Here is a 16,101-nt window from a genome sequence, read left to right on the forward strand (position 1 = left end):
GCTCAGATTCTACTATTTCTGAAACTGGTATATTCTCAATTTGTGTTTTTGTTGTCAAAAATTCTGCAATTACAGTTTCATCTTCATCCGGGTCAATTTCATTGATTAATACTACTTCTGAAACTTCTTCAATTCCCCCATTTTTAACAGGATAAAATTCCGGCTCAGGAGAGTTTGCTGGGGTGAAAAATTCTCCTTTCGGTGGGATTTTAACCTGATTTTCAAATAGGATTAATTCATGCGGGGAAATGGCGATCGCAGAATCTAAATTATCCCTCTTCGATTCTATTAAACTAATAGATAATCCTTGGGTTTGTAAATTATTTTCTAGTTGAAATGTTTCTGTCTGATGCCGTTTTTGAATAATAGTACGAGGGAGAGAAAAAGTAGTAACTGCTGGAGAAAATGGTGTTTTTAAAGGTTCTATAAACTGATGATTAATATTAGGAGAAAATGGTGTTTTCAGAGGTTCTGTCAAACTATTAAAATCCAGTTGAGTAGAATTTTTATGAGGTTGCTCCCCGGTGACATCGGGTTTTGTAGATAAGGGAACAGAAATAGGGTCTTCTTGTTTTTTGACTGGGGACTTAGAACGTTGAGCTTTCAATTGTAAATTAACCCATAAACCCAAAAACGGGATCACAGGGAGTAACCACCATAACCAAATCGGGATTTCTCCTTCCGTTGCGGGAACCGTCGTCGGCTGCATTTGGGAAGATTGCCCCACTAGGCTATCATTGTTCGCGTTAGTTTGGGGTGAACCCGAATCAATCTGGCTCAATAGAATCTGTTGTTGGGAACTCAACCCTAACCCAGAATCTGATCCCGGTTTGGGTTTCAACTCTCCTACTGGGGGAACAATATTAATATTCCTAACCTGTGGGGGAGACAACAAGGACGACTCTGAAAGCGCGGAAGAATTGACGCTAGAGTTAGAGTTCCATCGAGAAGTCGCCCAGGCGATGGGACTCGTCGCTATTGATAACAATAACGTTAAGGTCAATATCGATGTATCTTTTTTATTTAACAACATATATATAACCGCAAGCTGTTGACCGAAAATCCGAGGACGCCAGCCCCCAAATTCATTGGCGGGGATCAGTCCGATGGAGAACAAATTCCCCATAATTTCTAATTTAACTGAAAATCACAGTTAACGATCAATATTTGAGCTTAGTCTATCAGAATATTGGATCATTGGGGACTGGGGCTAAGTCCCCCGATCATGATTAAATTTCTAATGATTAATGTTTTTTATTCATCGTCATGAATATCATCCCCATAACCGGGAGAAGATTTATATAAATTATCTAATTGATTTCGCGCATCTTGAACGGACAAAGAGCGCATCACTAACAAAGGTTCATTAATTAAATTTCCCGTTTCATCGAGTAGTTCTGGATGTAGGGTTTTTCGCGTCTGTCCTGAATTATTTAACCCGCCATAGTTTCGAGGGTCATGAAGTTTATGGGATTCCATACTCACTGTCAAAAGACTTTGAATTAAATTCCGAACCGCGAGAAAAGCCAAAATTGTAAAAGCTAAGACGTAAACTAAATGTAACATTTTTATCTCCTTAATGCTAGGGTTTATTTGGTTAATCTAAAGCCGTTTTCTAATAGAAAGGGTATTTTATTTTAGAGCTTGATCCGGGGTGGGTCATTGAAACGCTCATTTACCTGGATTTTGATATATTCTATCAACAGATTGAACCTTTCTACTTAAAAAGTTGATTAATTTTTGGGGAGTTCAGCCTCCCATCTCAATTTTTGACATGATTAGCCTGTTCCACCCGAAAGCGAGTCGCCACTTGCCAACATTCTGTCAATAGTTTATGCCAAGGCATTAATACGGTCATTTCTATTCCAACTTGTCCCCCCGTGGCATAAAACATGGTTTTGGTCGCTATCACCTTCTGTTGGGCTTGGATAATTCGGTTCAACAGGTCAGATTGTTGAGGCTGAGTCAAAAAGGACATCTCCTCCGTTTCTAAAAGATGGCGCGATCGCTCAAACCAGTATTCAAAATCCTCTAGTAGCGGTTCTAAGATCGATTTGAGAAGCTCTGACTCTTCGGGCAAGTTGGAACTTAGCATGGATGGTTAGATTAAGACTTCAGTATAAGACAATATTAACACTCTTTACATTTCTTAATAATTTTCTTAACAAAAGTTTTATAGCCATGGATCTAAACCAGAATCAACCCTCTCCCCCAACGCAAATTGAGAGATCATTCTTAAATAATTGTTAAGTTTATGGATATAACCTGAAAAAGTGTAACAATGAATACAGAAATAAAAAGATCATTTAAAATCCGTTTACAATTTGTCTTAAAGACAGTCCCTTTAAAACTAAGCTCAGGAGAAACAGCAGATGAAACTAACCTATCGTGGTCATCAGTACGAAACCTCTTTTTCGCCAGTTGATCTGGTAGAAAGCGAATTAACAGGCAAATATCGGGGTCAAAGCGTCCACTTTCACTATCCTCGCCATGTTCCCGTGCCTCAAACCCCGCACCCCATGAAATATCGGGGTATTTCCTACGGAAGTACGGAGCCACGACATCCTCATCCTCTGCACGAAGTCAAAGCCATTGCCTCCAACAAAAGCCAAGTGGCGGAAACCCGTGGAGGAGCCTTACTCCATTTAGCCGCATCTGAGAAGCCACTGGACGAGAATCTGGCAAAAGTTCATGCCAATCATTTATGCCGTTTACTCGACCGTAGACGTCAAGCAGCAGTGGCCCGGGGCGATCTTCATCTGCTGCGTTTATTAGATTTAGAAGCAGAACATATTGCCTGCTAGAGCAAGGCTTGACCCGGTTGGGTTTGAGCGATCCCATCAGATATCTAACATCAAAAAACTTAGGAATATTGCTTCCTTAGTCTAAAATTGTTTCTGGACTTGTAGACAAGAAAAGAAGCCTTATGTCCGTTCTTCGTAATTTGATGGCTGTGGGAGTGAGTGGAGCAATCACCTTAATCAATGTGGGGCCAGGAACAGCAGTTCCTTCCCCCATTGCATCTCAGGATAAATTGCCTGACTCGAATACAACTCAACCGCAGGATTTTCAACAAAATTCAACCAAATCTCAGTATCCGGCTCCTGAGCAAGCAGAAACGTCTTTACCCGCAGAAATCCTAACTTCAACCTTTAAACAAAATCCTACAAAATCTCAGTCTAGGGCTTCTAGTCCTGGCCGTCGGATCATTGATAATCTATTAATGACAAAGGAATCCGTTACTGAGTCTTCGATACCATCGAAATTACCCACGCCAGTTTTTAAACAAAATCCTACAAAAACCGCCCAACAGCCTGCACCCATGACAACGGCATCCACTGGTGTTGAAGCAACACCGAGGATGACCCCGGCTGTTTCTAACCCAACAACCGCAGAGACTCCCCCAACACCAACAACTAGGGTCAACCCCGTTTTTAACTTGCCCCATCCCCTAGGGAACAATAGACTATCCTCGCAAAACAATAGTCTCCAAGAGATTGAGGTTGCATTACCCAATCCCTCTACCCAAGCTGCAACCCTAACCGATTCTGTGAATCGAGTTCAGCAATCTCAACCCACTCAACTGGCTCAAGTCAGTAGACCCGCTTTAACGGTTCCTGACCTGACCCCTCCCACGACTCCCTTTCCCCCTCCGACTCCCAATGGAACCTTACAAACCAATCCTCCCCGGATTCTGCTCCCGAGTAGTGATCCCTTGTATCGCCCCACCTTACCGGAACAGGTAAATATTGAGGAAACGGTTCCTGTCACCCTTCAACAAGCGATTGATTTAGGGATTCGGAATAATGAAAATGCCAGTATTGCCCAACTGCAAGTTGAACAAAGCTTGGCGGCGGTCAGGGAAACCCAAGCAGATTTATATCCGAGTTTGGTCTTTCGTTCCGGTTTTTCTCGCAATGTGTCTGCTGCGGAGGACTTACAGGTTCGTGCAGCCAACCGTACCCTACGAGTGAATAGGTTCAATAACGTTCCCGGGGCGAATGATAGGGAATTTCAGACCCGCTATGGAACCTATTCCTTTGATAATTCCTTTCAATTGCAGTACGACCTGGGAATTAATGGATTGAGAGGGGCCAGAATTAAAGCATCAGAAGAACAGTTACGGATTCTGGAGTTAAGGTTAGAAACGGCCTTAGAAGAAATCCGATTTAATGTGGCTCGTTCCTATTACAATTTGCAAGAAGCAGATGCGGCAGTGGAAATTCAAGCGGCTGCTGTGCGAAACTCTCAAAAGAGTTTAGAGGATGCCGAAGCTTTGGAACGGGCTGGGGTGGGAACCCGTTTTGAAGTGTTGCAAGCTCGTGTCACCCTCGCCAATAACCAACAGGATCTGACTAATTCTCAGCGCAATCAATTTCAAAGTCGGCGAGAACTGGCCGCGCTTCTGAATATTGATGAAAATACGAATTTATTGGCGGCTGACCCGATTGCTTTGGCGGGAGCTTGGGATTTAACCTTGGAAGAAACGATTGTTCAAGCCTATCAAAATCGGGCGGAGTTGGAAGAACAGTTAGCTGAACGCGATCGCGCTCAACAATTACGCCGGGCTGCCCTAGCCGCCACTCGTCCAAATGTTACCGTGGGGGCGACTTACAACGTTTTGGGAAGAATCAACGATAACCCTGATTACCGGGCTGTGCGGGGCTGGGCCGATGGCTATGATGCTCAAGTTCAGTTATCTTGGAATTTCTTTGATGGGGGTGCGGCTAAAGCTCAAGCCCGACAGCGTGAGTTAGATATTGGTATCGCGGATGAGCGCTTTAATCAATTACTGAATCAAATTCGTTTGGATGCGGAACGGGCTTACTATGACCTCCAAGCTAACTTTGATAATATTCAAACCTCTAGTTTGGGGGTTGAGGAAGCAACGGAAGCGTTACGTTTAGCGCGTTTACGGTTTCAAGCCGGGGTGGGAACTCAGTTAGAAGTGATTAACCAAGAAACGGACTTAACCCGCGCTCAAAACCGACTCCTCAATGCCATTATTGGTTATAACCGTGCTTTGTCTGCCTTGCAACGGGCTGTTAGTAACCTTCCGGGGAATATTCTGTCGGATTATCCTCTTTAGTTGACAATTGCTCAAAACTCTACCAGTTAAGATTTTAGGAAAATAGGACATCAAAATGGGTAATATCAGATTCGTGAGTGAAAACAAGGAAATCATTGCCGCGGACGGGGCAAATTTAAGAATTAAGGCCCTAGAAAACCAGATTGATTTATATACTTTCACCGGCAAAATGATGAACTGTGGCGGTTATGGTCAGTGTGGGACTTGTATTGTGGAAATTGTCGAAGGTATTGATAATCTTCCTCCCCGCACGGAGGCTGAATCCCGGATTCTGAAGAAAAAACCCGATAGCTATAGATTGGCTTGCCAAACTATTGTTAATGGCCCGATTAGTGTTCAAACTAAACCGCAAAAACGGAAGTAAAGAGGATCACGGATTTAGGATTGCTATAGTTATTAGTTATTAGTTATTAGTTAATTAGATAAAATCAAATAACTGATGGGCTAATTGTAACTTGCTACAAACCCCAACTTCTAATTTCTGTCCCTGACGACTTAATAATATCCCTTGATTGGTTTCACTACTAAATCCAGCATTAGCTAAATCAATCGGATTTGCGACAATAGCATCTAAATTTTTTCGCTGTAATTTATCTTGAGCAGGTGTTAAAATTTCCCCGGTTTGTGCCGCAAATCCGACTAATTTTTGGTGAGGTTGTTTCATTTTTCCCAGTTCTGCTACAATATCAATAATAGGTTCTAATCGTAGTTCCTTGGGTAAAAGAGCTTTGGGTAATTTATCCTGACTATAAATAGCAGGTTTCACATCTCCCACGGCCGCTGCCATCACTGTTATATCTGCTTGGGGAAATCTGGCGATCATTTCCTGATACATTTCCTCACTACTGGTGACAGAGACTAACTCTACTTCTGGCAAATTTCCCAGTAATTCCGTACTCATGGGGCCATGAACCAAGGTGACTGAGGCTCCTCGGTGAATTGCTGCTTGTACTAAAGCCAGTCCCATTTTACCCGTTGACGGGTTGCCAATAAACCGCACCGGATCAAGATGTTCCCGGGTTCCACCCGCACTAATTAATATTCTTTTTCCAATTAAATCTCGCTTGCCTTTGGTATTTAATAAAGAATTAATGTGAGCTAATATTTGTTTGGGTTCAGCCATTCTTCCGGCTCCTGGCGTGGAGAAATTGCCTGGGTTTGTGGCGGGAAGATCACAGGCGAGAATTCCGGTAGTGGGAGTAATACCATGAAATCGAGAATCAGTTAACAGAAGTTGCCAATTGCGTTGTACGGAAACCTGTTTCCACATTTCCCGATTCATAGCTGGAGCTAGTAACACTGGACAACTGGATGCTAAAACCGTATTGGTGAGTAAATTATCCGATAATCCTGTAGCTAATTTAGCTAAGGTATTAGCGGTGAGGGGTGCAATCAAAAAAATATCCGCCCACTCCCCTAACTGAATATGTAAGGGACGGCCGTGAGTTGGTTGCCAGAATTCTTGATCCGTATAGGCCCGATGACGGGAGAGAGTCGCAAAGGTTAAAGGAGTAATAAATTCTTGGGCTGAGTCGGTCAAGATCACGCGCACATCAGCCCCAGCTTTCGCTAAAGTTGAAACAATTTCACAGACTTTATAAGCTGCAATGCCTCCACTAATTCCAATTAGAATATGATTCTCAAAGGTGGAAGGCGTCATCGTTTCCATCAATTAATCCAGTTGTAACCTAAAAACGATCAAAGAGTTAGGCTTCATCATAGGCTTCAAGGTCGAGCAAGTAAACATAGGGTTCCACTAGCTCTGGACGTTGAAATGCGATAGCGCGTAACAAATGCCAATCATTGAGTCCTTCAAAGGCATTATCATAATCATCTCCTTCCAGACGAGCAGCAAGTTCAGCCACATCATCGGCCGTTAGAGTAGGAATATTCGGTGAGGATCGAGTCAAGGTTGTCATGAGTTAAACCTCCCGTGAATTGCATTTGCTTTGAGCACGACTAGGCGAAGTTACCATTAATGGATAACCCCACCTCTATACTAAGGCTATTAGGTTGATTGTGGTATAGAATCTATTACAAAACTTCTTATTAACCCGAAAACCTCGGGTCGAATTTCATGACCCATATTAAATTCTTGGTACTGAACTTTTGCCCCCAACTGTTCAAAAGCAGTCCTGGCTTGCCTGGCGGCTTGTATTGGTAAAATCCGATCTTGTCTACCATGAACAATTAATATCGGGGGTAGATCATGGTCTAAAGGTTCGGGGGAAAAATGCAAATAACCACTTAAAATAATTAGACCCGCTAAAGGAAAATAACGTCCCATATCCAACGCCATCGCCCCCCCTTGGGAAAATCCCCCTAAAATAGTTCGGGACAGGGGAACTCCGGTACTCGCTTCTAAGGATTCTAGCCATTCCCTGACCTGCTGTTGGGTTTCGGCTAATCCTTCACCTTCGGGGGTTTCTAAGGCGTACCAAGCCCATCCCATCGGGGCTTGATGATGGGGAAAGGGGGCCTGGGGAAAGATAAATTGATAGTCGCTCAAACGCAACATCGGAGCCAGGGAGGTGAGATCCTCGGCGTTTGCTCCCCAACCGTGCATTAGTACAATTAACCCTTGAGGGGGTTTGCCAGTTTCAGGGGGGATGGAGATAAACTTTAAAGCCATGATTGTCGTTGGTTTTTAACATTCATGGTTTATTTTAATCTCCATTAAGCAGGTGGGCGGTAAAATTCATAAGTCTATAACCAACATAATTTCGATGATCGCTAACGTTGCTCATCACTATAGTTTGGATGAATATCGCGCCCTTGAAGAAAAATCAGAAGGACGTAGTGAATATCGTGATGGAGAAATCGTACCCATGGCTGGAGGATCGCTCAATCACAGTCGCATTGGTCGCAATATTTTGACCTATTTATCTGTTGTGCTTAGGGATACGCAATTTGAACCTATTAATAGCGACTTAAGGCTGTGGATTCCTGAGTATAAACGGGGCTTATATCCAGATATGATGCTTTTTGATGGTGAACCGCAACTCAACGGCAATCGCCATGATGAAGTTTTGAATCCCCTCCTAATTGTTGAAGTGCTTTCGCCAACAACTGCAAGTTATGACCGCGAAAGTAAGTTTCGGATTTATCGAACAATTCCCAGTTTTTGTGAATATTTGTTAATTGAACAGGATGAACCCTTTGTCGAACACTATAGTAGACAATCTCAAGGTTGGTTACTGAGTGATTTTCAGGGTTTGGAACCGTCAGTTGCCTTGGATTCTGTTGGTATAGAATTACCGATGGCAGAAATTTACCATAACGTTATTTTTAAATAGGCGATCGCGTTTTGCCGTTAGGTGACTAGGTTTTTTAGACAGGTTGTTTACCTTTCCTGTTACCGGAAATGGTAGCACAATCAGATATCATTGACATACTCCCCCGTTACGAGGAAAAATGAGCGATCGCCAACGGTTACAAGATTTAGAAAGAAACCTGCAAATTCTCTATGAAAAATTGGGAGAGTTTGAGCAGGAGTTGATTATCACTGCACACGCTCCTACAAAATTTGAACTCAGACAGCGAATTAAGCGTGAGATTTCGCCCAGTATCCGACGCTATGAAGCCGAATATTGGGAGCTTTACCCCCAAGAAGCAATTCTGATTTCTGATGAAGAAGCGGCGACTCAGTTGATGAGAGTAGAGCAGGCAGTTGAAGCCATTGAGCGTATCCCACAGAGTGAGTATCCTCCAGAACTCATGAGCCTATTACAAGAAATCCGCACCAAGTTAGACGAAGGAGATAAAGCAGCATCTGCCAAGTTAAAAGTCGCACTGCCTTTAATTCCACTCCTTGCATCTTATGAATTAGAGATGGATACAGAAGCGTTTATGTACAAAGTTTGGAAGTCAATTAAGGCTAAGATACGGAGATAAGAAATGTCTGAGGAGAGGTTAAAGCAAGCACTTAGAAATTGGCAAAATAAAATTGCTTATCTTGAGTATGAATTATCAATGACTTCCTATTATGATTTTAGTAAAAAAGATTATATAAATATGCTTATTAAAGAGCATAAATTTAAAATCAATGAAATAAGCAAGCAAATTAAATTAATTAGCATTCCTGATACAGAAGAAATTAAAGGAGAAACTAAAAAAGTGGAATATATGATTGATAAACAAGTCGGCGATGAAAAGCTAGAACAAGCTCTTAAAAATTGGCAAGATAAACTGGCTTATTTTGAGTATGAGTTGTCAATTGCTTCCAGTGCTAAAGAGAAGTTTGAGTTAAAGAAAAATATTCAGGAATGTGAGAAAGAAATTCAAAGATTAGAAAATAACATCGCTAATATTTATAAGTCTAGTTCACAACAGCAGAGTAAAGCTGGGAATTGTTTAGAGCAAAGTATTGATTATACTAAGCTTGAATCATTACTAGCAGCAGGAAACTGGAGAGAAGCAGACGAGGAAACTGCAAGAGTAATTTGTCTAATTGCTGGAAAAGAGCAGGAAGGATGGCTGCGAGAGGAAGAAATTGATAACTTTCCCCCTCAAGAGTTAAAAACTATTGACCAACTCTGGACACGCCATAGTAATAGCAAGTTTGGTTTCAGTGTTCAAAAAGCAATTTACCAGAGTCTAGGCGGAACGAGGAATTATAAACCAGACATCTTTAAAAAGTTGGGTGATCATCTTGGCTGGCGCATTAAAGATGACTGGTTGAATTACAAAGACCTGAATTTTAATCTCAATGCTCCTCTAGGTCATCTGCCTGGGATATATTTTGTTTTTTGGGATAAATGTGATGGTAAAAAAATAGACAGTAATTCAATAGATAAGGCGGGATTTATGCAGCTTCAGGCTCATATACTTGGAGGAATTAAGTTATCTATTAAAATGATGGTAACAATACCTTTCCTCTCACGGAAAGACTTGTAAATTCTAGTATATCAATCCTTGAAAGTATTTATTGAACTTAATGACCTTATTATCTAAAAATAAACACTAAATAGTCAATGAACTCAGAAACATTAAAAAAATTAAAAGAATCACTTAGTAACTGGCAAAGTAAACTTGCTTATTTTGAGTATGAATTGTCAATTACTGCCAGTGCAGAAAAGAAGTTTGAGTTAAGGAAATGTATTGAAGAATGCGACACAGAGATTCAAAAATTAAAAACCAGAATTTCTGTTGTACTCTTAGAGCAGGAGCAACAAAAGCAACAGCTAAACTCACCCAATATTCCCCAAATCACAAAAATTGAACTTAAAAGTGAAAAGGGTGTTGACTACTCTCAACTGCGTGATCTTTTAGCAGCAGGAAAATGGAAGGAAGCAGACGTGGAAACGTCAATGGTAATGTGTCTGGCTGCGGGAACGCAGAAAGAAGGATGGCTGCGAGAAAAAGATATTGATAATTTTCCCTGTGAAGATTTACGCACCATTAATCAACTTTGGTTGCACTACAGTAACGGCAAGTTTGGTTTCAGTGTTCAGAAGGAAATTTACCAAAGTCTGGGAGGCACAAGAGAGTATAATGCTGAGGTGTGGAAAAAGTTTTGCGATCGCGTCGGTTGGCGTGTCAACGGAGATTGGTTGTTGTACTACAAAGACCTTAACTTTGATCTAGAAGCAGCCCGGGGACATCTCCCGAACCCTTATGATGGGAATCTTAGCGGTGAGAATATGTGGTGGTTTGAAGTGGTGTTTGATTTATATTTGGTGTTGCGGCGGGAGGACGTGTTGAGATTCCGGAGGATTCGGGCACGGGATCATCGGGTATATAAGGCGAAACTATTCTCTTCTCTCGCGCAAAGACTTGTAACCTTTAGCATATAAGAACATCATGCTTTTTGTCAAGCTTAATTTTTGGTTTTTTTTTACACAAACATCGGCTTTTTCCTAACTCAAAACCACAGGAATTTTTCAAAAAGCAAGGGTTTCCAGTGATGAACTAGCAGCCAAGTTAACCCATTGCTTTGTTAAACGTTCAAGATTCATTAAAAAATTGCATTGCCACTTTCGGGTCATAGCAGTTGGCTAAGACAAACTTTTCAGCAACATCTCGAATTTCATCTTAATCAGGACTTACGCAGAAACCGGGTTTCTTGTTCCGTTTTTATCAATAAAGTCTACTGTCCTTCAGAGAAACCCGGTTTCTTGAGCCTCATGCGTAAGTCCTGATTAAGCGTAAACTAATTTACGGATACAAACCCCGATCTTTTAAGGCTTGAGCTACTCGACCAACGCCTAAAGTATAAGCTGCTAATCGCATAGAAACCCCCCGTTGTCTGGCTCGTTCACTTACACGAGCATAGGCCTGTACCATCAGATGTTCCATTTCTGAGTTAACCCGTTCTTCATCCCAGAATACAAAGGATTGACCTTGTACCCATTCCCAATAACTAACGACCACGCCACCCGCATTAGCGAGAATATCGGGTAAAACCATAATTCCCCGAGCTTCTAACATTTGATCAGCCAATAATGTAATCGGGGCATTAGCAGCTTCAGCGATCATTTTAGCCTTGATTTGATCGGCATTTTCTTCGGTAATTTGATCTTCCATTGCCGCCGGAATTAACACATCGCAAGCTAATGTTAATAATTCGGCATTGTCAATCGGTTCACTATCAGGAAATCCCGTGATATCATGATTATTTCGAGTCGCGTAGACTTGCAGGGCTGGAATATCTAAGCCATTTTCTGAATAGATCCCGCCATGGACATTAGAAACCGCTAAGACCTTCGCTCCCGCTTCATAAAACAGTTGCGCCGCCGCCTCCCCGACTTTTCCGAAACCCTGAATCACAATGGATGTACCTTTGAGGGATTTGCCCTGTTCGGCTAAGGCTTCCCGCACGGCAATCATCACGCCCCGTCCGGTTGCCATTTCCCGCCCTTTTGACCCACCAATGGATAGGGGTTTTCCAGTTACCACCCCCAGCACCGCCCGCCCCATATTCATCGAATAGGTATCCATAATCCAGGCCATTTCTCGAGCGGAAGTTCCTACATCGGGCGCAGGAATATCGGTTTCTGGCCCAATATCTTTGATCAGTTCACTTGCATAGCGACGGGTGATCCGTTCTAATTCATTAACACTATATTGATGGGGGTCAAAGCCAATGCCACCCTTAGCACCCCCGTAGGGAATTCCCAATAAAGCGCATTTCCAGGTCATTAACATCGCCAGGGCGGAGAGTTCCCCCAGGTTCACCGAAGGATGATAGCGTAGACCTCCTTTATAGGGGCCAAGTACATCGCAATGCTGCACACGATGTCCGGCTAATACCTCAACTTTACCGTTATCGAGTTTGACGGGAATCGAGACGGTGACAACTTTGCGGGGTTGTTGTAATACTACCAGCACATTGTCATCAAGATCCAATTCAACCGCCGCTTGTCCTAAATAGCTACAGGTGCGATCGTAGGGACAAATATAGGCTGGAGTCGGTGCGGGATTAATTCTGACAGGAGAGGATACCATTTGCAGACCTCCTATTGAGATCAGATAGTTGAATTTGTTTTCATATCTGTAGCCTAACCTGTGATCCCGAAGAAAAGATTAAATTTGTAATAATTGTTACAGAATTTTACATTTATGAGTGATATGGAAAGGGAACACCGGAACAGTTTGCTTTCGTAATTCGTAATTCGTAATTCCCTAGACTCCCAATTCTAGGGGACAAATACAGTGACTATCCTTTAACCAGTGTTCTCCCACCTGTTTCAATGCGACTAAAATCGGTTGAAGTTCCCGTCCCTTATCGGTTAGACAATATTCTACCCGTGGAGGAATTTCAGCATAAACCGTGCGGAGGATTAACCCATGTTTTTCTAACTCCCGCAAGCGGACAGTCAGGGTTTTGGTACTAATTCCAGGTAAGGATTCTAATAATTGATGGGTGCGTTGGTGTCCCTGAAATAACTCCCGCAGGATGGAGATTGACCATTTTGTTCCGATCAAATCTAGGATGAACTCAATGGGGCAAATGGCGTCCAGACATTGGTTGCTTTCCCAGATTTCCGTGGTTTTGTAACATTCCTTAACTTTCATTCGCGCCTCCTAATAAAACTTAACGTTTCTTAAAATATCTCTCAGAAGCCGATAGGTCGCTATTCTTTCCTTTAAGTAACTAAGACTATTTTAGCAAGAGGGATGCCGATTTCCCACAGAAGAAATAAGATAAAAGTAGGAACAATTAAACGCCAACAATTGAGTCAGCCACCCCTGCTCTCCAACTTAAACAAAATTGAACTAGACGTTTAAACTATGGGGATCAAGGATTTTTATATTGTAAAGGAAATGTTAACTCCGTCGAAAGACAGAAAAAACTAACCTTTTCCTTCAACGGACTTATTTTGCAACAAAAGTACACAAACCCTATCTAACTATTAGATAGTCAGTTGCGTTTGGAGAGATTTAAACCATGTTAAAAACTTTACCATTTAAACCCCTATCTCAATCTAAAGAACAAGCCTTAATTCTGTGGTTTGATCAAGTCGGAATTAAAGATATTGGGTTAGTCGGAGGAAAAAATGCTTCTTTGGGAGAAATGATTCAACAATTACAACCCAAAGGAATTAATGTTCCCCAAGGATTTGCAATTACAGCTTACGCCTATTGGTATTTTATTACCTATGCTAATTTAGAACAACAACTCAGACAATTATTTGCCAAATTAGATGTCGAAGATCTGAAAAATCTGCGTGATTGTGGTCAACGGGCGCGATCGCTAATTTTAAATACCCTATTTCCGCCAAAATTAGAAACCGAAATCCTATCCGCCTATCAAAAACTTGGCGATCGCTACGGTCAAAATACTGATGTTGCTGTGCGTTCCTCCGCCACCGCCGAAGACTTACCGGATGCTAGTTTTGCTGGACAACAAGAAACCTACTTAAATATAAAAGGAGGTAAAGCTTTATTAGATGCAACTCGTCAATGTTTTGCCTCTATTTTTACCGATCGCGCTATTTCCTATCGGGCTTTAAAAGGGTTTGATCATCTAAATATTGCCCTCTCCGTCGGGATTCAAAAAATGGTACGTTCCGACTTAGCCACATCGGGAGTTATGTTCTCCATTGATACCGAAACAGGGTTTAAAAATGCTGCCTTAATTACGGCAGCTTATGGGTTAGGAGAAAACGTTGTTCAAGGTGCAGTTAATCCCGATGAATATTTAGTTTTTAAACCCACCTTGCGGGAAGGATTCAAACCTATTTTAGAGAAACGCTTAGGGACAAAAGCGATTAAAATGGTCTATGAAATCGGACAAACTACCAAAAATATTAATGTTCCGATTTCTGAACAGAAAAAATATGCCCTTTCCGAAGATGAAATTCTAAAATTAGCCCAATGGACAGTGATGATTGAAGATCACTATTCTCAAGTCCGACAATGTTATTCACCGATGGATATTGAGTGGGCAAAAGATGGCTTAACTGGAGAGTTATTTATTGTTCAAGCTCGCCCAGAAACCGTACAATCTCAAAAAATAGGTCGGGTATTAGAGAATTATAAATTGCAAGGTCAAGGTCGCATATTAGTTACAGGTCGGGCAGTTGGGGATAAAATTGGACAGGGAAAAGCCCGCATCATGACTAATATTAAAAATATGGATCAGTTCCAATCTGGGGATGTATTAGTTACCCATCGCACTGACCCCGACTGGGAACCAATTATGAAAAAAGCCAGTGCAATTATTACTAACTCCGGGGGTAGAACTTGTCACGCGGCGATTATTGCCAGGGAGTTAGGAATCCCGGCAATTGTAGGATCAATTAATGCCACGGAAGTCTTAAATACCGGAGATAAAATTACGGTTTCCTGTGCGGAAGGAGAAGAAGGAAAAGTCTATCAAGGTTTAATTCCTTTTGTGGTGGAAGAAACGGTATTAGACTATCTTCCCAAAACCCATACCAAAATTATGATGAATGTGGGAAACCCGGAAGAAGCGTTTAAATTATCTGCTATTCCTAATGATGGTGTTGGGTTAGCGCGGTTAGAATTTATTATTGCTAATCATATCCAAACTCACCCCTTAGCGTTAATTCATTTTGATCAATTAGAGGATCAAACCGTTAAACAACAAATCTCCAAATTAACCGAACAATATAAACATAAACCGGATTTCTTTGTAGATAAACTTGCCCAAGGAATTAGTATGATTGCGGCGGCATTTTATCCCAACCCTGTTATCGTGCGGATGAGCGATTTTAAGAGTAATGAATACGCGAATTTATTGGGGGGTCGGCAATTTGAACCTATCGAAGAAAATCCGATGATTGGTTGGCGGGGTGCTTCCCGATATTATGATCCGAAATATCAAGAAGCATTTGCCTTAGAATGTCAAGCGTTAAAACGGGTAAGGAATGAAATGGGATTAGCAAATGTGATCCCGATGATTCCTTTTTGTCGCACACCGGAGGAAGGGAAAAAAGTCTTAGCAGAAATGGCAAAACACGGGTTAGTTCGCGGTCAAGAGGGGTTACAAGTTTATGTGATGTGTGAATTACCCAGTAATGTTTTGATGGCGGATGAATTTTGTCAGGTGTTTGATGGGTTCTCAATTGGATCGAATGATTTAACCCAATTAACGTTAGGATTAGATCGAGATTCTGCTTTAGTTGCCCATATTTTTGACGAACGGAATGAAGCAGTAAAACGGATGATTGAAATGGCAATTACTACGGTTAAAGAATATAATCGTAAAATTGGAATTTGTGGTCAAGCACCGAGTGACTATCCTGAATTTGCTCGTTTCTTAGTGGAATTAGGAATAGATTCCATCAGTTTAAATCCTGATTCGGTGTTGAGGACAACTTTGGATATTGCTCAGATGGAAGCATCCCTCTAGGTCAACAGGTGTAATATAGTGTAAGTCAATCTCTGCTTTAGCATCTGCTAGAGCAGTTTTTTTGTAGGGTGCGCAATATTCTATCCTTTAATCGCTAATTTAACCACAAAGACACAAAGAAGTTGTAAACACTAACTTTGATCTTCCGAGTTGTTTTAAGTTAAATTATAGATGGAGTTAATTGTTAGTCTTT

16 protein-coding genes are annotated in these 16,101 nt (G+C 41.6%); 8 read left to right on the forward strand and 8 right to left on the reverse strand.

Features of this window, described 5'->3' with window-relative positions:
* The 3 genes from AC559H_RS05960 to AC559H_RS05970 form a co-directional block, all read right to left on the reverse strand.
* On the reverse strand, nucleotides 1–1,126 hold a 1,126-nt coding region (locus tag AC559H_RS05960; RefSeq protein ID WP_040957840.1), incomplete at its 3' end, for a hypothetical protein.
* Between the two features lie 128 nt (nucleotides 1,127–1,254).
* Nucleotides 1,255–1,566, reverse strand: coding sequence for a DUF2973 domain-containing protein (locus AC559H_RS05965; RefSeq protein WP_026786687.1), 312 nt, complete (start codon nucleotides 1,564–1,566; stop codon nucleotides 1,255–1,257).
* 196 nt (nucleotides 1,567–1,762) lie between these two features.
* The gene (locus AC559H_RS05970) at nucleotides 1,763–2,095 is read right to left on the reverse strand and encodes a DUF2605 domain-containing protein (RefSeq protein WP_026786686.1); all 333 of its coding nucleotides are present in this window, start codon (nucleotides 2,093–2,095) and stop codon (nucleotides 1,763–1,765) included.
* A 277-nt stretch (nucleotides 2,096–2,372) separates the two neighbouring features.
* Here AC559H_RS05970 and AC559H_RS05975 point away from each other — a divergent pair, with 277 nt between their 5' ends.
* The 3 genes from AC559H_RS05975 (at nucleotide 2,373) to AC559H_RS05985 (ending at nucleotide 5,453) form a co-directional block, all read left to right on the forward strand.
* On the forward strand, nucleotides 2,373–2,804 hold the full coding sequence (locus AC559H_RS05975) for a DUF4278 domain-containing protein (RefSeq protein WP_026786685.1): 432 nt from the start codon (nucleotides 2,373–2,375) through the stop codon (nucleotides 2,802–2,804).
* Between the two features lie 122 nt (nucleotides 2,805–2,926).
* Nucleotides 2,927–5,089: a TolC family protein gene (locus tag AC559H_RS05980; RefSeq protein ID WP_026786684.1), complete on the forward strand. Its 2,163-nt coding sequence runs from the start codon at nucleotides 2,927–2,929 to the stop codon at nucleotides 5,087–5,089.
* A 55-nt stretch (nucleotides 5,090–5,144) separates the two neighbouring features.
* A complete protein-coding gene (locus AC559H_RS05985; protein WP_026786683.1) occupies nucleotides 5,145–5,453 on the forward strand; it encodes a 2Fe-2S iron-sulfur cluster-binding protein in 309 nt (102 codons plus the stop codon).
* A 54-nt stretch (nucleotides 5,454–5,507) separates the two neighbouring features.
* Here AC559H_RS05985 and coaBC read toward each other — a convergent pair whose 3' ends face one another.
* The 3 genes from coaBC to AC559H_RS06000 all read right to left on the reverse strand — a co-directional run bounded on the left by coaBC (nucleotide 5,508) and on the right by AC559H_RS06000 (nucleotide 7,721).
* Nucleotides 5,508–6,758, reverse strand: a complete 1,251-nt coding sequence (gene coaBC / locus AC559H_RS05990; protein ID WP_148292074.1) for a bifunctional phosphopantothenoylcysteine decarboxylase/phosphopantothenate--cysteine ligase CoaBC — start codon at nucleotides 6,756–6,758, stop codon at nucleotides 5,508–5,510.
* Nucleotides 6,759–6,795: 37 nt separating this feature from the next.
* On the reverse strand, nucleotides 6,796–7,008 hold the full coding sequence (isiD, locus tag AC559H_RS05995; RefSeq protein ID WP_026786681.1) for a protein IsiD: 213 nt from the start codon (nucleotides 7,006–7,008) through the stop codon (nucleotides 6,796–6,798).
* An 89-nt stretch (nucleotides 7,009–7,097) separates the two neighbouring features.
* Nucleotides 7,098–7,721, reverse strand: coding sequence for an alpha/beta hydrolase (locus AC559H_RS06000; protein ID WP_026786680.1), 624 nt, complete (start codon nucleotides 7,719–7,721; stop codon nucleotides 7,098–7,100).
* A gap of 94 nt (nucleotides 7,722–7,815) precedes the next feature.
* On the opposite strand from AC559H_RS06000, the gene AC559H_RS06005 reads away from it, so the two are divergent.
* From AC559H_RS06005 to AC559H_RS06020, 4 genes are all read left to right on the forward strand, one after another.
* Entirely contained in the window at nucleotides 7,816–8,385 is a 570-nt protein-coding gene (locus AC559H_RS06005; RefSeq protein ID WP_026786679.1) for a Uma2 family endonuclease, read from the forward strand.
* A 118-nt stretch (nucleotides 8,386–8,503) separates the two neighbouring features.
* The gene (locus AC559H_RS06010; RefSeq protein ID WP_026786678.1) at nucleotides 8,504–8,983 is read left to right on the forward strand and encodes a hypothetical protein; all 480 of its coding nucleotides are present in this window, start codon (nucleotides 8,504–8,506) and stop codon (nucleotides 8,981–8,983) included.
* Between the two features lie 3 nt (nucleotides 8,984–8,986).
* A complete protein-coding gene (locus AC559H_RS06015) occupies nucleotides 8,987–9,985 on the forward strand; it encodes a GUN4 domain-containing protein (protein WP_071782729.1) in 999 nt (332 codons plus the stop codon).
* A 77-nt stretch (nucleotides 9,986–10,062) separates the two neighbouring features.
* The gene (locus AC559H_RS06020; protein ID WP_071782730.1) at nucleotides 10,063–10,884 is read left to right on the forward strand and encodes a GUN4 domain-containing protein; all 822 of its coding nucleotides are present in this window, start codon (nucleotides 10,063–10,065) and stop codon (nucleotides 10,882–10,884) included.
* Nucleotides 10,885–11,245: 361 nt separating this feature from the next.
* Here the strand turns inward: AC559H_RS06020 and AC559H_RS06025 are convergent, their stop codons facing one another.
* A complete protein-coding gene (locus AC559H_RS06025) occupies nucleotides 11,246–12,535 on the reverse strand; it encodes a Glu/Leu/Phe/Val family dehydrogenase (protein ID WP_026794011.1) in 1,290 nt (429 codons plus the stop codon).
* 177 nt (nucleotides 12,536–12,712) lie between these two features.
* Nucleotides 12,713–13,105: a winged helix-turn-helix transcriptional regulator gene (locus tag AC559H_RS06030; protein WP_026794012.1), complete on the reverse strand. Its 393-nt coding sequence runs from the start codon at nucleotides 13,103–13,105 to the stop codon at nucleotides 12,713–12,715.
* 373 nt (nucleotides 13,106–13,478) lie between these two features.
* On the opposite strand from AC559H_RS06030, the gene ppsA reads away from it, so the two are divergent.
* The gene (gene ppsA, locus AC559H_RS06035; RefSeq protein ID WP_026794013.1) at nucleotides 13,479–15,908 is read left to right on the forward strand and encodes a phosphoenolpyruvate synthase; all 2,430 of its coding nucleotides are present in this window, start codon (nucleotides 13,479–13,481) and stop codon (nucleotides 15,906–15,908) included.
* Nucleotides 15,909–16,101: the final 193 nt, after the last annotated feature.

It is taken from the genome of Planktothrix prolifica NIVA-CYA 540 (genome assembly GCF_963864145.1).
Classification (GTDB): domain Bacteria; phylum Cyanobacteriota; class Cyanobacteriia; order Cyanobacteriales; family Microcoleaceae; genus Planktothrix; species Planktothrix agardhii.

Excerpts from the sequence above, each read along its gene's own strand:
- AC559H_RS05965 (WP_026786687.1), bottom strand. The coding sequence starts at position 1,566 with ATGTTACATTTAGTTTACGTCTTAGCTTTTACAATTTTGGCTTTTCTC.
- AC559H_RS05970 (WP_026786686.1), bottom strand. The coding sequence starts at position 2,095 with ATGCTAAGTTCCAACTTGCCCGAAGAGTCAGAGCTTCTCAAATCGATC.
- AC559H_RS05975 (WP_026786685.1), top strand. The coding sequence starts at position 2,373 with ATGAAACTAACCTATCGTGGTCATCAGTACGAAACCTCTTTTTCGCCA.
- AC559H_RS05980 (WP_026786684.1), top strand. The coding sequence starts at position 2,927 with ATGTCCGTTCTTCGTAATTTGATGGCTGTGGGAGTGAGTGGAGCAATC.
- AC559H_RS05985 (WP_026786683.1), top strand. The coding sequence starts at position 5,145 with ATGGGTAATATCAGATTCGTGAGTGAAAACAAGGAAATCATTGCCGCG.
- coaBC (WP_148292074.1), bottom strand. The coding sequence starts at position 6,758 with ATGGAAACGATGACGCCTTCCACCTTTGAGAATCATATTCTAATTGGA.
- isiD (WP_026786681.1), bottom strand. The coding sequence starts at position 7,008 with ATGACAACCTTGACTCGATCCTCACCGAATATTCCTACTCTAACGGCC.
- AC559H_RS06000 (WP_026786680.1), bottom strand. The coding sequence starts at position 7,721 with ATGGCTTTAAAGTTTATCTCCATCCCCCCTGAAACTGGCAAACCCCCT.
- AC559H_RS06005 (WP_026786679.1), top strand. The coding sequence starts at position 7,816 with ATGATCGCTAACGTTGCTCATCACTATAGTTTGGATGAATATCGCGCC.
- AC559H_RS06010 (WP_026786678.1), top strand. The coding sequence starts at position 8,504 with ATGAGCGATCGCCAACGGTTACAAGATTTAGAAAGAAACCTGCAAATT.
- AC559H_RS06015 (WP_071782729.1), top strand. The coding sequence starts at position 8,987 with ATGTCTGAGGAGAGGTTAAAGCAAGCACTTAGAAATTGGCAAAATAAA.
- AC559H_RS06020 (WP_071782730.1), top strand. The coding sequence starts at position 10,063 with ATGAACTCAGAAACATTAAAAAAATTAAAAGAATCACTTAGTAACTGG.
- AC559H_RS06025 (WP_026794011.1), bottom strand. The coding sequence starts at position 12,535 with ATGGTATCCTCTCCTGTCAGAATTAATCCCGCACCGACTCCAGCCTAT.
- AC559H_RS06030 (WP_026794012.1), bottom strand. The coding sequence starts at position 13,105 with ATGAAAGTTAAGGAATGTTACAAAACCACGGAAATCTGGGAAAGCAAC.
- ppsA (WP_026794013.1), top strand. The coding sequence starts at position 13,479 with ATGTTAAAAACTTTACCATTTAAACCCCTATCTCAATCTAAAGAACAA.